The organism is Metabacillus endolithicus, from assembly GCF_023078335.1.
GTDB lineage: Bacteria > Bacillota > Bacilli > Bacillales > Bacillaceae > Metabacillus > Metabacillus endolithicus.
This window is the reverse complement of record NZ_CP095550.1, coordinates 4,604,631-4,625,362: the sequence shown is the minus strand read 5'-3', so window position 1 is coordinate 4,625,362 and position 20,732 is coordinate 4,604,631. Positions and strand designations below refer to the sequence as shown.

Genomic DNA, 20,732 nt, shown 5'->3' with positions numbered 1-20,732 from the left:
TTTCCACTAAGATTGCACTAATTCCTTTGTTTCTTCAAGTCTAACAGATACAAGCTTAGAAACACCTGATTCCTGCATTGTTACACCATATAATACATCAGCCTCTTCCATGGTACCTTTCCGATGCGTGATCACAATAAATTGTGTTTCATGACTGAATTTTTTTAAATACTGTGCAAATCGGTGTACATTCGCTTCATCAAGTGCCGCTTCCACTTCATCTAGTACACAAAAAGGAACCGGTCGTACCTTTAAAATAGAAAACAGTAAGGCAATAGCTGTTAAGGCACGTTCACCACCAGAAAGCAAGCCAAGGTTTTGAAGTTTTTTCCCCGGAGGCTGAGCCACAATATCAACACCAGTATTTAAAAGGTCATTAGGGTCAGTTAGTTTCAACTCAAACGTCCTCCACCAAATAATGCCTGAAAAACAGATTCGAAATGAGAACGAATAGCATTAAATGTTTGTTCGAACCTTCTTTTCATTTCGATATCCATCTCATCAATCACTTGATATAGCGTATCTTTTGCTTCTAATAAATCATCGCGTTGTTCTGTTAGAAACGTAAATCTCTCAGAAACACGTTCATATTCATCAATCGCTCCTAAGTTTACCGTTCCAAGTTCATCAATTGCAAGTTTAATTAACTTCACACGTTTTCTCGCTTCATCAACTTCTATTTCAAGACTATATTTTTCTTTAGCCCCTTCAAATGTTAAGAAATATTCTTCTCTAAGATGATTTAATCGATTATCAAGTTCAACATCTAATCGATTTAACTTTACTTCCTCATCTTTTAAAATATCTTGAAGCTGTTTATCCTGACGTTTTAATTCTTTTAACTCCCGCTCTTCATGTTCAAGCTTTTCTTGTAACTGAAGACGCTCTTCACGTCTGCTGGCTATTAATTCAACTGTTTTGTTTTTGTCTTGTAGCTTCTTATTAGCAGCTTCATCTAGTTTTTCCTCACCTGAAGAACTTGAACTCATCTCATTTGAAAGAAGTGAATAATCTTCAGATGCATCTTTATGCTTTTGTTGAGATTCTTGTAAGTCTAATTTTATACGTTCAACTTTTTCTTTTTGATTTTCATACACTTGCTGCTTACTTGCATGTACTACCTTTAATTCAATAAGTTGATTCTGCAGTTCATCTTTAGACGTTTGTTGTGTTGTCTTCTTTACAGACAATTCTTCGATTTCTTTATCGAGTTTTTCCAAACTTGTTGAAATCTCTTTTAATTTCACCTGAAGTTCATCTTTTCGACCGATCATTCTTGTTTTCTCAGACTCAAAGGCTTCTCGCTCAGAATCATATAATTTCAAATGATCATTTACATTTTTTTCATTCAATTCTATCTCTCGTATGTTACCACGGATTTTTTGCTCTTCTAATCGAAGGTTTTCACCTTTAGAACGAAGCTCCTCTAGCGTTTTTTCATGCTGTTGAATTGATTCTTTTGAGGATTTAACATCTTTTTCAAGCTCCTCAGTCTTCTGCTCCATTACAGATAACTTTTCTACAATTTGTTCTAGTTCACGTTGTCGACTCAGTAAAGAATTGTTCTTTTGTTTTACCGCACCACCTGTCATCGAGCCACCAGGATTCACAACATCACCTTGAAGGGTAACTAATCGATAGCGATAATTCATTAACTTAGCAATATCATTTGCTCCCTTTAAGTCTGAGGTAACAATGACAGTACCTAATAAATTCCCAATAATTGATTGAAATTGACCTTGATACTTAACAAGATTTTTCGCAAAGCCCAACAAATGCAGGATGGTTTTCAATCAACGCTAAATCATGATGGTTAATAGAACGCTCCTTTATTACTGATAGAGGCAAAAATGTAGCTCGTCCAAATGAATGTTGCTTTAAAAATTGTATAGCTTTTCTAGCTGCAGATTCATCTTGAACAACGACATGTTGCATAGAACTACTTAAGGCAATTTCAATCGCTGTTTCATATTCCTTATCTGTTGTAATTAATTCAGCAACAGCACCGTGAATTCCTCCAAGCTCATCTTTCGCTTTTAGAATTTCTTTTACTCCTTGGAAAAAGCCTGCATAGTCTTCCTGCATTGATTCAAGAACTTCTTTTCGTGAACGTGTTTGTTGTAATAATTGATAAGCCTGATAAAGAGCTGTCTCCTTTTTCTGATATGAATTCTTCAGGTTTTCCAATTTCGCAGTTGTATCACGAAAGCTTTTAATCTGATCTGATAATTGCTTTTCAATTAGTGAATAATTTGCTTCAATCTTCATTTTCTTTTCTAAGATTTCTTGACGCTCAGTCACGTATCTTTGATTAGAATCTAGCAGTCTTGTATTTTTTCTTTCTTGCTGTGAAAGCTGCTCTTCTAAGTAATTTATCTCGTTACGTGATGAAGCTTGCTCATTTAGCAGGTCAAAATACTCACTTTTTAATTCTTCAATAGATTCATCAAGGTTTTGATCATAAGTGGAGGCAAGCTTTTGCTTTTCTGACAGTTCACTTTTAATTTTTTCTAGTTCATTTGTATACGAAGTTAATAAATTCTCTTGTTCTTGCTTTTCATGACTTAACTGAGAAATTTTAACCGTTAGTTCCTCAATTGTCCTTTCAAGCTGAGCTTTATTTTGATGTGCATTTTTCTTTCGCTCTTTTAAGACTTCTTTTCTACCTTCTAGCTTTTCCAGTTCTTCACTCGTTAATAAGAGAACTTGTTGTAGATCATCAATTGAATCATCCAAAGCACTAAGATGCTCTTTCATGCGTTCAACATCAGCTTCACGTTTTTGCATTGTTGCAGCAAGCTTTAATTCACGGTCTTTTCCCTCTTCTACAGATTTTGAAAGAGCTTCGTATTTCCCGTGCAGCTCTTCTACTTCGAAAACAGTAAGCGCTACTTCAATTTTCTCTAATTCTTCTTTTTTCTCTAAATAATCTTTAGCGATTGAAGCCTGTATTTTTAGAGGTTCAACCTGTCCTTCTAATTCATGAAGGATATCTTGAACACGGTTTAAATTTTCTTGGGTTTCAGCTAATTTATATTCCGCTTTCTTTTTACGCGATTTATATTTTAAAACACCGGCAGCCTCTTCAAAAATGGTTCTGCGTTCTTCAGATTTACTGCTGAGAATTTCTTCTACTTTTCCTTGACTTATTATGGAAAAAGCTTCTTTCCCTAAACCAGAATCCATAAATAAATCAACAATATCTTTTAGGCGGCAACTTTGTTTATTAATAAAAAATTCACTTTCCCCTGAACGATATACACGACGTGTTACACTAACCTCGTGATAATCAATTGGGAGGAAAGAATCATCATTATCTAAAGTAAGGGTTACCTCCGCTACATTCAAATTTCCTCTTCTAGAGTCACTTCCAGCAAAAATAATATCTTCCATTTTGGCTCCGCGAAGAGACTTAGCTGATTGTTCACCTAATACCCATCTTATTCCATCTGTTATATTACTTTTACCACTACCATTAGGTCCAACTACTGCCGTAACACCTTTTACAAAATCAACAGTTACTCGTTCAGCAAAGGACTTGAATCCTACAATATCCAATCGTTTGAGGAACATTGTGATCCTCCTTACTATTTTCTTTTATGTTATTTTGTTTCGAAAATGTTATTAATAGGTCTATTCTATGAGAAACTCCTTCATATTTTATCACAATATGTCGAAGCTCGGTTCATACATTTGGATATTTTGACTTCATATAAATAGTATCAATCATTGCAAAATATCAATGTTAGCATGTAAAAACCTTAAAAAAAGGACATCTCATCAATACGTCATATGAGTCTGCCCTTCATAGCATCTTATTTATTTATTTGTTGAAGCTTTGAAAGTGCTTCTTGTGCAGCATGTTGCTCAGCTTCTTTTTTTGACTTTCCACTTCCTGTGCCAAAAACCTCACCATTTAAAGATACAGTGGATACAAACTCTCGGTTATGAGCTGGTCCTTTTTCCTGGAGAATTTTATATTCAAGTGTCCCTTTAGTATCACGCTGAACAAGCTCCTGAAGCTGACTCTTAAAGTCCATAACATGAGAAAAGGCACCTTCGTCAACTTTTGGGATAACAAATTTATCTAAAAATTGAACAACAGATTCAAGACCTTGATCTAAGTAAAGTGCACCAATGAATGCTTCAAAAACATCTGCAAGCAATGCAGGGCGAGCTCGTCCACCCGTCATTTCTTCTCCTTTTCCAAGTAGAACTAAGCTACCAAATGCAAGTGTATTCGCGAATGATACCAGGGAAGGTTCACAAACAATAGCGGCACGCAGTTTTGTTAATTCTCCTTCACTCATCATTGGATATTTTTTATAAAGATATTGAGAAATGGTCAATTCTAAAACAGCATCACCTAAAAACTCAAGTCTTTCATTGTCTTCATATGGCTTTTTACGATGTTCATTTACATAAGAAGAATGAGTAAATGCTTGGTATAAAAGTTTTTCATTGGTAAACGTGTGACCAATACGCTCCTGGAATTTTTTGAATTCCTCTGCTTTTTTAGCAAAAGATCTTCTTTCTTTATAATTTATATGTCTTGCCATCATCAGGCACCTCCAATTTTATAGCTGCAGCGACGCCTTGATCCTTATATAAGACACTTCATAATTGAAGGTGACATTATTCCCTTGAATTATGAAGTGGCTTATGACCTGTTAATCGTACTCAAGTTTTGTAACGAGAGCTTCGTACCTGGGCAAAAAGGTTTTGGGGCTTGCTTTTAACATTTTACTATTAAAAAATATCTAATAAAAGGGGGAAAGCCCCGTAATAAATACGGGACTTATCATCAACATTACTGTTGGCTATTTATGTAGTTAACAGCGTCACCCACTGTACCGATTTTTTCTGCATCTTCATCAGAAATTTCCATATCGAACTCATCTTCAAGTTCCATAACAAGCTCAACTACATCAAGGGAATCTGCTCCAAGATCATCTTTAAAAGAAGACTCTAATTTTACCTCAGCTTCATCAACGCCTAAGCGGTCAACGATGATCTTTGTTACACGTTCTAATACATCTGCCATTTTCGTTCACCTCCCCTCAAGTATTATAGATGATTTTTAATTGAAAAACTAGGCTTCTCTCTAGTATTTTCAATAATTTTAGCTCCCTAAACATAGATTCTACATCTATATGGGAGATTACATAACCATTCCGCCATTTACATGCAGCGTTTGTCCGGTTATATATTTGCTTTTTTCAGAAGCAAGGAATGTTACCACATTAGCAATATCACTAGGTTCACCTAAAGTTGCAAGTGGTATTTGTTTTAATAAATCTGCTTTTATATCTTCATTAAGTTCATCTGTCATGTCAGTTGTGATAAAGCCAGGGGCAACTGCATTTACAGTAATATTTCTTGAAGCCAGTTCCTTTGCTGTTGTTTTTGTTAATCCAATAACCCCAGCCTTCGCCGCAACATAGTTAGCTTGACCAGCGTTACCACTAACTCCAACAACAGATGTAATATTAATGATGCGACCGTTTCTCTGCTTCATCATTTGTCTTGTTACAGCTTTCGTACAAAGGAAAACACCTTTTAAGTTTGTGTCAATTACATCATCCCATTCAGAATCTTTCATTCTCATTAAAAGATTATCTCTTGTGATTCCAGCATTATTTACTAGAATATCTAATTGACCGAACTCATTTAATACTTCTTTAATCATAGCTTGAACTTCGTCACCATTTGAAACATCAGCTTTAATGGCAATTGCATTTCCACCATTTGCTTTGATTTCATCGACAACTTCATTTGCTTTCGCTTCATTTCCTGCATAGTTCACGGCAATGCTTGCTCCATTACTCGCAAGATCCAATGCGATTGCTTTACCAATTCCACGAGAAGCTCCGGTTACAAGAGCAACTTTATTCTCCAACATTTATTGTTCCTCCTTAAGCTTTTCTACAGTAGCTTGTAATGACTCAAGATCAAAAACGTTGTGAATCGTTGCAGAGCGGTCAATTTTTTTCACTAATCCTGTTAATACCTTACCAGGACCTACTTCTATGAACGTCGTCACACCATTTTCTATCATTGTTTTTACTGATTCTTCCCATCTTACAGGAGAGTATAACTGTTTTACTAGTAAGTCTTTAATTTCATGACTCTCTTTCACCGGCTTAGCTGTTACGTTTGCTATAACTGGGATAGATGCATCTTGGAAGTTTAATTGAGATAATACCTCTTGAAACTTATGTGCAGCAGGTTTCATTAATTCAGAATGAAACGGACCACTAACTACAAGTGGAATGGCTCTTTTCGCTCCATTTTCTTTTGCCAGTGCTGAAGCTTTTTCAACTCCTTCAGCCGTACCTGAAATAACGATTTGACCTGGACAATTTAAGTTAGCCAGTTGTACCGAATCTCCTTCATCAGAAACCTGAGCTGTTACTTTTTCTAATTCTTCAGCTGATATGCCTAAAACCGCTGACATAGCTCCTTGTCCTGCCGGCACCGCTTGGTCCATATATTCTCCACGCTTTTTAACTGCATAAACTGCATCTTCAAAAGGAAGTACACCAGCTGCAACAAGCGCTGAGTATTCACCAAGGCTATGTCCAGCAACATATTCTGGTTGAATATTAAATTGTTTGAAATGGTTTAATATCGCAATACTTGTTGTAAGAAGCGCCGGTTGAGCATTATAAGTCAAAGTTAATGTATCTTGTGGTCCCTCAAAAATAAGTGTTGATAATTCTTGACCTAATCGTTCATCTGCTTGATCAAAAATTTGTTTGGATGATTCTACTTCTTCATAAAAACCTTTTCCCATTCCAACAGTTTGTGAACCTTGGCCTGGAAATAAAAAAGCGATTTTTGTCATGAAAGTGTTCCCCCGTTTCTATCCTGTTAATCTTCTTTATTCATACTTTTTAGCGATGCATGAATGGTTTCAGCAACATCATAAGACACCATATCTTTTGTTTGGCGAATTGCATTGTATATTGCATTAGCATCTGATGAGCCATGCGCTTTTATTACAGGTGCCTTAAGGCCAAAGAGCGCAGCACCACCGTACTCTGAATAATCCATCTGTTGTTTTATTGATTTTAGCTGAGGCTTTAGGATACCCGCAGCAATTTTAGACTTAAGGTTACTCGTTAAAGCTGATTTAAGCATAGAAAAAACAGAGAGAGCTGTACCCTCAATTGTCTTTAAAGCTATATTTCCGGTAAACCCATCTGTTACAACAACATCAGCAACGGACTCCATTAAATCTCTTGATTCAACATTTCCTACAAAATTTAAATCTGTTTGTTTTAAAAGCTCATAAGTTTGTTTTGTTAACTCATTTCCTTTTTTATCTTCTGTACCTACATTCAACAAACCAACACGTGGATTTTTAACTCCACGAACTTTCTCAACATATATAGAACCCATTATTGCATATTGCAACAAATGTTCCGGCTTAGCGTCTACATTTGCACCAACATCTAAAAATAAAAAACCTTTTCCATTTAATGTTGGCAAAGTTGGTGATAAAGCAGGTCTTTCTATTCCCTCGATTCGACCAACAACAAAGAGACCTGCTGTCATAAGCGCTCCTGTGTTCCCAGCAGAAATACAACCATCTGCCCTTCCTTCTTTTACTTCATTTGCCATCAAAACCATCGACGCATTTTTCTTCCGTCTAACCGCGCGAACAGGCTCATCAGTAGCTTCTATCACTTCATCTGTATGTAAAATTGAGATTCGTGTGGAATCTGTTAAGTATGTTTTAATTTTATCTTCTTGCCCTATTAATGTTACTTCTAAATCTGGAAAAGCAGTGATAGCTTTCATTACTCCTTCTACTACTGCTTGTGGTGCATTGTCTCCACCCATCGCATCAATTGCGAGCTTCATTTATGTAACCTACCTTTGTGTTGGATTTGAGCGATACATTTCAAACTCACCCGAAAACACTAATTCATTGCCCACAAAGCTGTTCACTTCTACTAATGTTCGTCTTTGTTCAGGATCATTTTTTACTATTTTAGCCTTGGCAATGACACGTTCATTTTCTTTAACTTGTGTGGTAAATCGAATATTCGCTTTCGCTGTTAAAGCAAGCTCATCATTTATCATAGCAACAGCTAACGAATTTGCTTGTGCAAAAAGATGATGTCCCCGTGCTATTTGGTTTCTACTAAATACATGCTCTTTTCTTATTTCTAAGATAGAGATCGCAGAATGATCAAGCTGAAGGTCAATAATTTCACCAATGACTTCTTCAATCGGCAGCGCTTTTACCTCATCATCTAGTTTCTTTTCCGCTACATGTTTTATTCGCTCTCTTAATTCAGGAATTGATAGTTCTAAGCGATCCAAACGGATTGTTTGGATACTCACTTGAAATTTTTCCGCTAATTCTTCATCTGTTATAAATGGAGTGATAGCAATTGTTTCTTGTAATAAAGACTGTCTCTCTTTCTTATTCTTCCTCATTATGTATACGACACCGTCCGAACTATTAAGACTAGGTACTAATAGTAGTATATATATAAAGAAAACAGATTGCAAGTCATTGCAATCTGTTTTCTAAAAAGTATTGTTGTCCTAAATCTATCAGGTTTAGTGTTTTACTTTGTGATATTTATAGAGCTTGTGCATTAATCTAATTTTTCACCATCTAATACTCCCGAGTTAGTAAGGTAGTTTCTTAGAGCCTCATATTGATTTTCCTTCCAAAATTCCATCGAACCTACAAGTTCAACTGCATCCTGCCTTGCTACTTCCAAGGCTCTGTAATCATGAACCATATCTGCAACCTTAAAAACAGGAACACCACTTTGCTTTTTCCCGAAAAAATCACCAGGGCCTCTAAGCTCAAGATCTCGCTCAGAGAGAACAAAACCATCATTTGTTTCAGTCATTATTTTCATACGTTCTTTCCCCGTTTCTGACTTAGGATCGGCCAGCAAAATACAATATGACTGATCACTTCCTCTTCCAACCCGACCACGGAGTTGGTGGAGTTGAGATAATCCAAATCGTTCCGCATCATAAATAACCATTGTGGTAGCATTTGGCACGTTTACACCAACTTCAACAACAGTCGTTGACACAAGAATATGAACCTCGTTTTGACTAAAGCTCCTCATTACTTCATCTTTTTCATCTGAGCTTAACCTGCCATGCATAAGACCTACTTTATAGCGACCTCTATAGTATTGAGTAAGCATACCATGAACATCAAGAGCATTTTGCACATCCAACTTATCAGATTCTTCAATAAGTGGACAAATAACATAAGCCTGCCGTCCTTTTGAAACTTCCTTTTCAATAAAGGCTAATATACGTTCTAGCATATCAGGCTTTACCCAGTAGGTTTCGATTGTTTTTCTTCCTGCTGGCAATTCATCTATAATTGATACATCCATTTCCCCAAAGGCAGTTATCGCTAATGTCCGAGGTATTGGTGTAGCTGTCATAAATAATACATCGGTCTGTTCACCTTTTTCTCTTAGCAGCCGCCTTTGTTCAACTCCAAAACGGTGTTGTTCATCTGTAATAACAAGTCCAAGTTTATGAAACATGATATCATCTTGAATAAGTGCATGTGTACCAATTAATAAATTAACTTCATTGTTGGCTACTCTTTCTAGTAAGTCTCTTCTTTTCTTACCCTTAACTGAACTAGTTAACAAAGCTACTGAAACTCCAAAAGGTTCAAACAATTGAAAAAGTGATTCAGCATGCTGTTCAGCTAATATCTCGGTAGGCACCATTAACGCACTTTGGTATCCAGACAAGAAAGCTGCATAGATAGCAATAGCAGAAACAACCGTTTTACCGGAACCAACATCCCCTTGCAATAGTCGATTCATTCGATAAGGTGATGTCATGTCACTTAGGATTTCATTTACAACACGTGTTTGGGCATTTGTTAATGGAAAAGGTAAAGAATCAAGAAAAATCTTATGCTTTTCTTTAGAAAATTGATGAACAACCCCTTCGATTGTTCTCGCTGAACCTTCCTTAGCGTCTGCATTTTGAGTTGGAATAAAAGAAACTCTTCATAAACAAAGCGTCTTCTCGCTTGTTTAAGGTCTTCTTTTTCCTCAGGTATGTGAATCGTCTTAAGAGCCTCTTTTCTTGTCATTAGCTTGTATTTATTAAGTAAATGATCAGGCAAGAGCTCAGTAACTCCTTCAAGATAATCTTTAAGGGCAATTGAAACAAATTTCCTTATGCCTTTTACTGTTAATTTTCCTTTAACAGAATAAACAGGTTCAATTCCTGATATTTCTTGTTTTGGGCCAAATAAAAGATTTGAAACTGTAATCGTTTGTCTATGTTTATCCCATTTCCCTGTAACAGTAACTGTCGCATCAATAGACAGTTTATTTTTAAAGTAAGGGCGATTAAAGCAAACAACCGAAAGCAAATATCGTCCTACTAACAATCGGAACGTAAGACGCGACCTTTTTTTACCGTAAAACTGGAGAGAAGGCTCACTATGAACTCTTCCCTCAACAGTAACACGTTCCTCATGCTTTACATCCTCTAAATCTTTTAAACTATTATCTTCATATCTATATGGAAAATATTCAAGAAGGTCATGAATCGTGTAAATTCCAACATCATTTAGTACTTCCTCTGTTTCACTACCAACTCCTTTTAAGTTGGTAATAGGATTCAATAACATATTTTTCACGTCACTTGTGCGAGTCTCCAAATATTTCCCTTTTGAGCTTTTGACCTGTCGGAGTCGCAGCTAACCCCCCTTGTGCAGTTTCTTTTAATGCTGTAGGCATCGTTTGCCCAATTCGATACATGGCATCAATTACTTCATCACATGGAATTCTACTTGTAATACCTGCTAATGCCATATCAGCGGCAATCATTGCATTAGCAGCACCCATTGCATTTCTTTTTACACAAGGGACCTCCACTAATCCTGCAACAGGGTCACAAACTAATCCGAGCATATTTTTCAATGTTATCGCCATAGCATGTGCAGCTTGTCTTGGAGTACCACCAGCCATCTCAACAATTGCTGCAGCAGCCATCCCTGAAGCAGAGCCCACCTCTGCTTGACAACCTCCAGCAGCACCAGAAATGGAAGCATTGTTAGCCACTACAAAACCAAATGCGCCTGAAGTAAAAAGAAATTCAATCATTTCTTTTCTTGTTGGCTTCAGCTTATCTTTTACGGCAAAAAGTGTACCAGGTACAACACCAGCGGATCCAGCTGTAGGCGTGGCGCAAATTGTCCCCATCGCAGCATTCACTTCATTAGTTGCAACAGCCTTACTTACAGCATCTAAAATTGTATCTCCGGAAAGAAAGTTACCCTTCTCAAGATAAGATTGTAAGAGCACCGCATCTCCACCAGTTAAACCAGAGTGTGACTTTACTCCTGACAGCCCCTTTTCAACAGCTTGTTCCATTACTTCTAGGTTCTTTTCCATCTGTAATAAAACTTCTTCTCGAGTTCGATCTGTCACTCTACATTCTTGTTCAATCATGATCTCTGCGATTTTTACCCCTTTACTTTCCGCTAATCCTACTAGTTCTTCTACGTTACGAAACATGATGATATCCCCCTCATTTTGTCATAGTTGTATAAAAATATCATCTACTTTGTTTTGTTAATCATCAATTCTTGTTACTTGTAATATATTTGTTAATGTTTTTAATTCTTCAATTACTTCATTTGTAATGTTCTGATCTGTTTCAATTGTCATTAAAGCAAGCTGACCAACTTCTTTTCTGGACACATCCATATGTCCGATGTTTATTTCATATTTTGCCAACACATTGGCAACTGCGGCAATTACACCAAATCGATCGTTATGCACAACCAGTAAAGCAGGGTGATTTCCTGATAATTTTAATTCAAAACCATTTAGTTCTGTTATTTCAATCTTTCCTCCACCTATTGAAATCCCAACTAATTCAAACTGTCCATAGTCATCACCAATAATAAGTCTAGCTGTGTTCGGATGGTCTGCCACTGCTTCTTCTTCTATAAACGTTATCTTAATTTCTTTCTCTTTAGCTATTTCTAATGACGATTTTATTCTTTCGTCAAAGGTATCAAAATCAAGCAAACCACCTACAAGAGCAACATCTGTACCGTGCCCCTTATAGGTTTTAGCAAAAGAGTTGTAAAGGGAAATGATAACCCATTTAGGTTCACGTCCAAACAATGTTCGTGCAACACGTCCAATTCTTGCCGCACCAGCTGTATGTGAACTCGACGGACCGATCATAACAGGTCCAATTATGTCAAAAACACTTCTATATTTCATTAAACACACTCCCCCTATAGCACTGGTATTGTTGAAGCTAGTTGCTCTTTTTTCTTCATATGATTCATGTAACTTTAGTTTAACAGATTTTTTAAAAACACTATTATATCAAGAAAAGCAAGAAAAAATGGACTATTCTAATAAATGCAAATCTCTATTCTAACAGAAACAAAAGAAAACCCGGCTAATAAGCCGGGTTTTCTTATTTATTCCACAGAGAAAATATAAGAATATAGTGGTTGTTCTCCTTTATGAACTTCAATTTCAACATCTTCAAACTGTTCTTCAGCAAATGCTAGAAGCTGCTCGACTTCTTCATCACTTGCATCTTCTCCTTGAATGATTGTTAAAATTTCATCATCTTCTGTAATCATTTCAGAAAGGAGTTTTTTAGATGCTGAAAGCTGATCACGATCAGTAACAACAATCTTCCCATTGGATATTCCCATAAAATCGCCTTTTGCAATATCAAGTCCATCAATGTTCGTATCACGTACCGCATAAGTAATTTGACCGCTCTTAACATTACCTAATGCATCCGACATAATTTGTCCAACTTCTTCAGGCTCAACCGTAGGATTGAAAGAAAGTAAAGCAGCCATTCCTTGTGGAACAGTTTTGGAAGGGACAACAATAACATTTTCTTCCACTACTGATGCCGCCTGTTGAGCAGCCATCACAATGTTTGAGTTATTAGGTAAAATAATAATATTTTCAGCATTCACATCATGAATAGCCTTAACAATATCCTCTGTGCTTGGATTCATTGTTTGGCCACCTTCAATAACCTCATTAGCACCAATGCTTCTAAATAATTCAGCAATACCTTTTCCCATTGACACTGTTATGATACCGTATTTGTTCTTTTCTTTCTTGATTTTCTGTTCAGAATGAACTTGTGGTTTTTCACCTACGATATCAGTATGTTGTTGACGCATATTTTCAATTTTCATATTGATAAGGTTTCCATATTTCTGACCATATGATAGAACCTCACCCGGATGTTCAGCATGTATATGTACTTTAGCTAATTCATCATCAGCAATTACTAATAAAGAATCACCATAATGACTTAAATCTTGACGAAACGTTTCTTCATTAAAAGGAGTTTTTCCACTTTCAAATCGCACCATAAATTCCGTACAATATCCGAATTCAATATCTTCCGTATTTATATGGCTTTGTACACTTTTATGATGCTCAGCACTAACAAGCTCATCCATACTAGGTGTCGCCACATTTGTTGTATCAAGTTTTTCACCCTTTAGAACTGCAAGAAATCCTTCATAAACAAATACAAGGCCCTGTCCGCCACTATCAACCACTCCTACCTCTTTTAACACAGGAAGTAGATCTGGAGTACGCTTTAATGATGCTTCAGCTTCTTTCAATGTAATTTCCATAAGTTTCACAATCGAAGTTTCATTTTGTGCAGCAGTTACAGCAGCTTTAGCTGCATCTTTTGCTACAGTTAAAATTGTCCCCTCAACAGGCTTCATTACCGCTTTATAAGCAGTATCTACACCAGCTTGAAGTGCTGCAGCAAATTCACTTGCATTAATGCTTGCTTTTGATTCAATAAACTTCGAAAAGCCTCTAAATAATTGCGATAGAATAACGCCGGAATTTCCTCGGGCACCCATTAATAAGCCTTTCGAAAGCGCATTACCGGTTTTCCCAATATGAGCAGAAGGATTATTTCTTACCTCTTTTGCTCCTGATGTCATAGATAGGTTCATATTGGTTCCAGTGTCACCATCAGGAACTGGAAAAACGTTTAACGCATCGACTAATTTCGAATTATTCGATAGGTGGTTAGCACCTTGCAAGATCATTTCTGCAAATTGCTTACCATCTAAAGTTGTAATAGACACAGGTAGTTTCCTCCTTACTATGGGTTCGCTACACGAACACCTTGTACAAAAATATTAACAGAATCAACAGCAAGTCCAACCGTCTGATCTAACGTATACTTAACTTTCGTTTGAACGTTATGCGCGACTTCAGAAATTTTTGTACCATAGCTGACGATAATATACATATCGATATTAATTGAATCGTCATCTTGACGTACGATTACGCCTCTGCTAAAGTTCTCTTTTCTTAGGATATCCGTAAGACCGTCTTTTATTTGATTCTTTGAAGCCATTCCTACAATACCATAGCAGTCGATCGCTGCTCCACCTGCAACAGTTGCAATGACCTCGTTGGAAATATCGATTTGTCCGTACTTTGTTTTTAATTCAATGGACATGTTTGTTCCCCCTTTGGAATTGTTCGCACTGGCTTTTATTATTTTACTATAAGCATACCCATTTTAAAAGTGATTATAAAATCCTAGTTACTGAATACAACCTTTATTATTATACAACAATACTTAAATAACTATGTCAAGGAAAAATTCTTGAAAGACTAACGTTGAAGTATTGCAATCTCATTTGAGTTGTGATAAATTATTAAAGTATCTCATGGCAATGTACATGATTAACGTAAAATATGTATGTTTTTTTTGTAGTAAGGAGGGAATAACATGGCACGTAAATGCGTTGTTACTGGTAGAAAAACTCGCTCAGGTAATGCACGTTCACACGCGATGAACGCTAACAAACGTACTTGGGGCGCAAACCTTCAAAAAGTTCGCATCTTAGTTAACGGTAAACCGAAAAGAGTATATGTATCTGCTCGCGCTTTAAGATCAGGTAAAGTTGAGCGAGTTTAATTTATATTAAGCTCTCTCTATATGGATGTTTAACTTTAACATTCTATAAAATCAATCCAGTTAAAATAAAGCCGCATTCTGCAGCTTTGTTTTTTCTTTTATAGAGAAAACACTGGATTAAGAAAAAAAGCACCGATAATCACGGTGCTTTTTTTCTTAATCTTTTTTAAACGAACCGAGCATTGCTCGAACTATTCCTCCTAAAAACTTCGGTAACTTAATCGTATAAAATTTCATTGTTTCCCTCCTCAACCAAATCTTAAACAAGTCTTCATGCTTGTTCAAAGGTGCTCAAGCGTCATAATAAAATAAATCATTTCTTTAAATTATATTCATACTCTGTAAAAAAATGACGCTATCCCCTATTGTCTTTTACCAACAATTTAATCTCGGCTTCTTATCATTATTAATATGCCGTCTAGGAAAGAAAAAGTACCTACTTCATAAATGAGTTCATTACTAATACATAATGTTGAGCCAAGCCTAATATGACAATTTTTTAAAGGATATTTAAATCCTTCAAGTGTCAGGCCTACGACATCAGGGGTTAAGGCGATAAAAGAAATATAACGCAATTCATTTTTCCTCTTTACTTTATATGTTCCTGGGCCATAGAGCGTGATATGATTTTGACGATCAATACATTCAATTTTTGATAGAGTAGAGGGTGATTTCATAAGGAGATACAAATTTGCAAGCATATGATCAATTCGTCCACCAGTGGCTCCAAAAAGATAAATTTGGTCTGGTCTTTGATTAATTGCCCATTCTAGAGCTATTTCAGTATCTGTTTGATCTTTTTCGGAAGGATATGTAGATAAATGCGGAAGATCCTTTTTCAACTTTTTATGTTCTTCACTCGAAATGGAATCAAAGTCTCCAAATGCATTTGCAGGTGTAAATCCTGCTTCTTCAATATAACGGACACCTCTATCTATCCCAACCCACATTATTTCTCTTTGATTAAATATTGTTAAGTCAGCAAGATTTTCCTTGGGACCTCCTGCTACTAGTGCTATTGTTTTCATTTTATCTCCTAACTACGAAAAAAGTCTGGCATATGAAATGCCAGAACTTCGTTTCTTTCATTCTATTGCATATTATCATCATAATCATATCTAAAACCATCATGCTGAGCGTCAGTACTTCTGCTTTTAAGCCTTTGTAATACTGACTCATACTGAGAAATTTCTTCATAATCTGAACTATTTTGTGAAGCGACCTTTAACGCTTGTTCAATTATGGCAACATCTTCCCTTAAAATATTCACTCTACCCCCTCCTATCACTTAGCAGTCTACTGTAATAGGATGAGTTTCTTTGACTTATTTTATGACGGTGTTTTGTTCTTAAGATAGAACTGCTTGCTTAAGACTTTGAATTGCCGCATGACGGTCAGGCTTATTGTAAATAAAAGAACCGGCAACTAAAACATTTGCTCCAGCAGCAACACATTGCTTAGCTGTTTCTTCATTAATCCCGCCATCAACTTCTATATCAACTGAAAGATTCTTTTCTTTAATCATATCAGCTAATGCCTTTATCTTAGGTAAGACTTGCGGTATGAATGATTGCCCACCGAAGCCCGGATTAACAGTCATAAACAATACCATATCAATATCCTCAAGAATGTGTAATATTGACTCAATTGGTGTATGTGGATTTAACACAACACCAGCTTTTACTCCTTCAGACTTAATAAGTTGAATTGTTCGGTGCAGATGTTTAGAAGCTTCTACATGAACAGTGATAATATCGGCTCCTGCACGGACAAATTCTTTAATATACAAATCAGGTTGTTCAATCATTAAATGAACGTCTAAAGGAAGCTTTGTTACTGGTCTTATTGCCTCGACAATAAGTGGTCCGATCGTAATGTTAGGAACAAAGTGGCCGTCCATTACATCAACATGAATATAATCTGCACCTCCCTTTTCAACATCCTTGATTTCCTCTCCCAATTTAGCAAAATCTGCCGATAAAATCGATGGAGCAATTTTTATCATATTAATACCTCGGCTTTCTATCTTTTATCTCTTCCACGAATGTTAAATAATGCTCATATCGGTATTGTGGTATTTCTCCTTTTTCAACAGCCTCTTTTACTGCACATTTTGGTTCTTTGACATGAGTGCATCCTCTGAATTTACAGCTACTACTTCGTTCACGCATCTCTGGGAAACAGTATGAAAGATCTTCCACCTCAATACCTGTAAAATCCAGTGAACTAAAACCAGGAGTATCTGCTACAAAACCTGTTCCTACTGAAATAAGTTCAACATGTCTTGTTGTATGCTTCCCCCGCCCTAAATGGGAAGAAATATCATTCGTTTTCAATTCTAGATCCGGTCTTAATACATTTAATAAAGAGGATTTCCCCACCCCTGATTGACCTGCAAAAACTGAAATATGGTCATTTAAATACGGTAGCAAATCATTTTCAACTGTTGATTCGACCGTTGAGGTTAACAAGACGGTATAACCTGCATTTTCATAATCTTTTGCATAAGACTGAACTTCTCCTCTTATTTTATCAGAGGATATAAGATCTGTTTTACTAATAACAATGATTGGAATGATCTCATTTGCTTCAATTAGTACAAGAAATCGATCAAGAAGCGTTGGACTAAAATCAGGCTCTACTGCAGAAAATACAAGAATAGCTTGATCAACATTACAAATAGGTGGTCTTACAAGTTCATTTTTTCGTTCAAAGACTTCAAGAATATATCCTTCCAAGTCATTTTCGGCTTGATATTCTACCTCGTCGCCTACAAGAGGTGTTATCTTATTCTTCCTAAATACACCTCTTCCTCTACACTGAACTAATCTCTCTTGATCTTGAACATAGTAAAAACCACTAAGAGCCTTCACAATTTTCCCTTGTGGCATGGATAACCTCCTTGGATGTGTTCCGATTAAATGATCGTGAATATTTACTAAAAAAGGCTATGCAAACATAAAAAAACTCTTTGCTATTTAGAATTCTCATTCGTCGTTCATTTCTATCCCTCTGGATAGGGAATAGTCTCAGTTATTACAATTTTATTATCCACAGTAATCTGATAAAAAGCTTTGTCATTTGGTGGTATTGTAAATTCTAATGTTTTTACCCGAGGACTAGTAATAGTAAAGGTTTCAAATACGTCTGATATAGAATGTTCTTCATCGTCAATTGAAATCTTCACTTCTAATTCTTTGCCCTGTTCTTCCGTTTCATAAGGGATTGTAACAGTTTTTGTTACTGTCTTAGAAGGCTTAGGCTCCGGACCAAGAGAATAGACAACTTCTAATGTTGTTTCTTTTGGTACAACTTCAGTACCAGCCTTTGGACTTTGCCTGATGAGTGAGCCTTTCTCCACTTCTGCTGAATACTCATCATCAACATTAACACTAAATCCTGTTTCTGAAATATATTTATTAACTTCTTCCTTTGTTTTCCCAACCAGATCCTCTATTTTCACTAGTTTTGGCCCTTTACTAACCGTAAATTCTACCACTGTGTCTTCTGGTACAACTTCTTCTCCGATTTCAGGATCTTGGGACAATATGTTACCAGCAGGTTCGGTCTCACTATATTCTTCTTTTACAACCTCTACTGTAAAGCCCTTCATTTCAAGAATAGAGGTAATACGATCAATTTTTCTACCAACATAATCCTCTAATACCACTTTTTCTTTTCCTATACTTTCATAGATTGTAATAGTAGAGCCTTCCTTGATGATTTCATTTGCAGTTGGTTCTGTTTTAATAACATACCCCTCTTCAACCTCTTCATCTGTTACCAGCACTGGATCCGCCACTTCAAATCCACTATCAAGCAATATGTTAACAGCTTCTTCGTAGGACTTTCCTGTAACGTCCGGAACCTCAACATCCTTAGGAAGGAAAAAGGAAGGAATGATTGTAAAAGCAGCTATACCTGCAGCAAGTAAAATCAAAAATACTGAAACGATAAAGGTAGCAAGCTTGCTTTTCTTCTTTTTGGGTTTCTTTTGCTTTTTTCCTTTATTGCTATTGTCTTCCTGATTGGAATTATTAAAATTCTCGTTACCAACAGGTTTTCTAACAATGGTGTCTTCTACCTTATGTTCATTAAAATTCTCATTTGTAATAATTGGTATAGCCTTGGTGGCTTCATCATCTTCAGGTATAGAAAAACGTTCCTCAGAAATTCTACTAACATCAAAGGCTGTTTCAAGATCCTTTTCCATTTCTTCTACAGAATCATAACGGTGAAAAGGATCCTTAGCAGTCGATCTTAAAATTATGTTTTCAATACTTTGGGGTATGTCAGGATTCCACCTTTTAGGGGATGGAGTTTCTGATTGCAAATGCTTAAGGGCAATTGAGATAGCTGATTCTCCATCAAACGGTAATCGTCCAGTTAATAACTCAAATAAAACAATACCAATAGAGTAAATATCTGATTTTTTATTAGCCAGTCCACCTCTTGCTTGTTCAGGTGATAAATAGTGAACAGATCCTAATACTGAATTTGTTTGTGTTATGGTCGTTGAACTTAACGCTGTAGCAATTCCAAAATCTGTTACCTTCACATTTCCATGATGATCAATAAGAATATTATGCGGCTTTATGTCTCTATGAATAATTTGATTATCATGTGCGTGCTGAATGGCCGATGCAATTTGCACCATAATATTCACTGCTTTTCTTGGATGAACTGGTGCAAACTGTTGTATGTATTGTTTTAAAGTCTGGCCTTCCACGTACTCCATAACAATATAGTAAATACCGTCCTCTTCACCAACATCATATATACTTACGATATTTGGATGCGCCAAACTAGTTGCTGATTGTGCTTCTCTTCTAAATCGTTTAATAAATTCATCATCATTGGAAAAATCAAAGCGCAACACCTTCATTGCCACTTCGCGTTCTAGAATCATGTCTCGGCTAGGTAAACGTTAGCCATGCCACCGCCACCTACAACTTCTAGAATTTTATATCGACCACTAATTCTTTTTCCTATTAGCACGGATCTTCACCTAATTTATTTGTCGACTTTTTTAGTATGATAATGGAAATATTATCTTCCCCTCCATTATCATTTGCCATTTGTACTAAATGGTTTGCAGTATGAGACAAATCTTTAGATTGAAGTAACTCATGCTCCAATGTCTCGTCAGATATTTTATTTGACAATCCATCAGAACAAAGCAATAGTACATCATTTTCCTCTAGTTCAATTGTTCTAACATCAAGATCAACCGTTTGTTCAGTTCCTAATGCTCTTAAAAGAACATTTTTACGAGGATGATGTTCTGCATCTTCCTTAGAAATTTGACCTGATCTTACCAATTCGTTAACAAGTGAATGATCTTGTGTAACTTGTTTAAAGCCACTATTATTTAAAAGGTAGCAGCGACTATCTCCGATATGACCGATAGTGGCAAAATTAGGTGTAACCAAAACTCCAACTATGGTTGTCCCCATTCCTTGACATTCCGAATTAGTTAGAGAATGCTCATAAACAGTTTTATTCACTTCTTCCACTTTTTCGATTAACCAAGCTTCAGCATCACTTGGTCCATTAATAGTTGGAGCTTGTTCCCATAATTCCTTAAAAGTAGAGATTGTCATTTGACTTGCAACATCTCCAGCCAAATGACCACCCATACCATCGGCTACTATTGCTAATATCCCCGTTTCATTTTTAAACACGCCAACACTATCTTCGTTATGTTGTCTAACCTTTCCCCTGTCAGTCAAAAAAATGTGTTCCAAAAT

17 protein-coding genes and 3 pseudogenes are annotated in these 20,732 nt (G+C 36.3%); 1 reads left to right on the top strand and 19 read right to left on the bottom strand.

Annotated features, from left to right (window positions below; translation table 11 throughout):
• Positions 1–6: 6 nt before the first annotated feature.
• The 12 genes and pseudogenes from smc to MVE64_RS23380 all read right to left on the bottom strand — a co-directional run bounded on the left by smc (position 7) and on the right by MVE64_RS23380 (position 14,517).
• Positions 7–3,573, bottom strand: a pseudogene (gene smc / locus MVE64_RS23435) (chromosome segregation protein SMC).
• 242 nt (positions 3,574–3,815) lie between these two features.
• Entirely contained in the window at positions 3,816–4,559 is a 744-nt protein-coding gene (rnc, locus tag MVE64_RS23430; RefSeq protein ID WP_121661381.1) for a ribonuclease III, read from the bottom strand.
• 251 nt (positions 4,560–4,810) lie between these two features.
• Entirely contained in the window at positions 4,811–5,044 is a 234-nt protein-coding gene (gene acpP, locus MVE64_RS23425; protein WP_026559383.1) for an acyl carrier protein, read from the bottom strand.
• Positions 5,045–5,161: 117 nt separating this feature from the next.
• The gene (gene fabG / locus MVE64_RS23420) at positions 5,162–5,902 is read right to left on the bottom strand and encodes a 3-oxoacyl-[acyl-carrier-protein] reductase (protein WP_098796264.1); all 741 of its coding nucleotides are present in this window, start codon (positions 5,900–5,902) and stop codon (positions 5,162–5,164) included.
• The gene (gene fabD / locus MVE64_RS23415; protein WP_247341651.1) at positions 5,903–6,847 is read right to left on the bottom strand and encodes an ACP S-malonyltransferase; all 945 of its coding nucleotides are present in this window, start codon (positions 6,845–6,847) and stop codon (positions 5,903–5,905) included.
• A 26-nt stretch (positions 6,848–6,873) separates the two neighbouring features.
• Positions 6,874–7,869: a phosphate acyltransferase PlsX gene (gene plsX / locus MVE64_RS23410; protein ID WP_098796262.1), complete on the bottom strand. Its 996-nt coding sequence runs from the start codon at positions 7,867–7,869 to the stop codon at positions 6,874–6,876.
• Between the two features lie 9 nt (positions 7,870–7,878).
• Positions 7,879–8,451 (bottom strand): transcription factor FapR, encoded by a 573-nt coding sequence (fapR, locus tag MVE64_RS23405; protein WP_098796261.1) that lies wholly within the window; start codon positions 8,449–8,451, stop codon positions 7,879–7,881.
• Positions 8,452–8,615: 164 nt separating this feature from the next.
• Positions 8,616–10,663, bottom strand: a pseudogene (recG, locus tag MVE64_RS23400) (ATP-dependent DNA helicase RecG).
• 1 nt (position 10,664) lies between these two features.
• On the bottom strand, positions 10,665–11,543 hold the full coding sequence (gene sdaAA / locus MVE64_RS23395; protein WP_247341649.1) for an L-serine ammonia-lyase, iron-sulfur-dependent, subunit alpha: 879 nt from the start codon (positions 11,541–11,543) through the stop codon (positions 10,665–10,667).
• Between the two features lie 57 nt (positions 11,544–11,600).
• Positions 11,601–12,263, bottom strand: a complete 663-nt coding sequence (gene sdaAB, locus MVE64_RS23390; protein ID WP_098796258.1) for an L-serine ammonia-lyase, iron-sulfur-dependent subunit beta — start codon at positions 12,261–12,263, stop codon at positions 11,601–11,603.
• Between the two features lie 206 nt (positions 12,264–12,469).
• Positions 12,470–14,137, bottom strand: a complete 1,668-nt coding sequence (locus MVE64_RS23385) for a DAK2 domain-containing protein (RefSeq protein WP_247341647.1) — start codon at positions 14,135–14,137, stop codon at positions 12,470–12,472.
• Positions 14,138–14,154: 17 nt separating this feature from the next.
• Complete coding sequence (locus MVE64_RS23380; RefSeq protein ID WP_098796256.1) at positions 14,155–14,517, bottom strand: Asp23/Gls24 family envelope stress response protein; 363 nt, start codon at positions 14,515–14,517, stop codon at positions 14,155–14,157.
• Positions 14,518–14,793: 276 nt separating this feature from the next.
• Here MVE64_RS23380 and rpmB point away from each other — a divergent pair, with 276 nt between their 5' ends.
• Complete coding sequence (rpmB, locus tag MVE64_RS23375) at positions 14,794–14,982, top strand: 50S ribosomal protein L28 (RefSeq protein WP_098796255.1); 189 nt, start codon at positions 14,794–14,796, stop codon at positions 14,980–14,982.
• Between the two features lie 156 nt (positions 14,983–15,138).
• On the opposite strand, the gene spoVM is transcribed toward rpmB, so the two are convergent.
• From spoVM to MVE64_RS23340, 7 genes and pseudogenes are all read right to left on the bottom strand, one after another.
• Positions 15,139–15,219, bottom strand: a complete 81-nt coding sequence (spoVM, locus tag MVE64_RS23370; protein ID WP_003328987.1) for a stage V sporulation protein SpoVM — start codon at positions 15,217–15,219, stop codon at positions 15,139–15,141.
• A 146-nt stretch (positions 15,220–15,365) separates the two neighbouring features.
• Positions 15,366–16,010, bottom strand: a complete 645-nt coding sequence (locus tag MVE64_RS23365; protein WP_247341644.1) for a thiamine diphosphokinase — start codon at positions 16,008–16,010, stop codon at positions 15,366–15,368.
• A gap of 62 nt (positions 16,011–16,072) precedes the next feature.
• On the bottom strand, positions 16,073–16,252 hold the full coding sequence (locus tag MVE64_RS23360) for a hypothetical protein (RefSeq protein ID WP_247341641.1): 180 nt from the start codon (positions 16,250–16,252) through the stop codon (positions 16,073–16,075).
• Between the two features lie 78 nt (positions 16,253–16,330).
• Positions 16,331–16,987, bottom strand: a complete 657-nt coding sequence (gene rpe / locus MVE64_RS23355) for a ribulose-phosphate 3-epimerase (protein WP_247341638.1) — start codon at positions 16,985–16,987, stop codon at positions 16,331–16,333.
• A 1-nt stretch (position 16,988) separates the two neighbouring features.
• Positions 16,989–17,873 (bottom strand): ribosome small subunit-dependent GTPase A, encoded by an 885-nt coding sequence (rsgA, locus tag MVE64_RS23350; RefSeq protein WP_247341635.1) that lies wholly within the window; start codon positions 17,871–17,873, stop codon positions 16,989–16,991.
• 113 nt (positions 17,874–17,986) lie between these two features.
• A pseudogene (gene pknB / locus MVE64_RS23345) lies at positions 17,987–19,980 on the bottom strand (Stk1 family PASTA domain-containing Ser/Thr kinase).
• A complete protein-coding gene (locus MVE64_RS23340) occupies positions 19,974–20,729 on the bottom strand; it encodes a Stp1/IreP family PP2C-type Ser/Thr phosphatase (protein ID WP_247341633.1) in 756 nt (251 codons plus the stop codon). The pseudogene pknB and the gene MVE64_RS23340 overlap by 7 nt, the downstream one beginning before the upstream one ends.
• Positions 20,730–20,732: the final 3 nt, after the last annotated feature.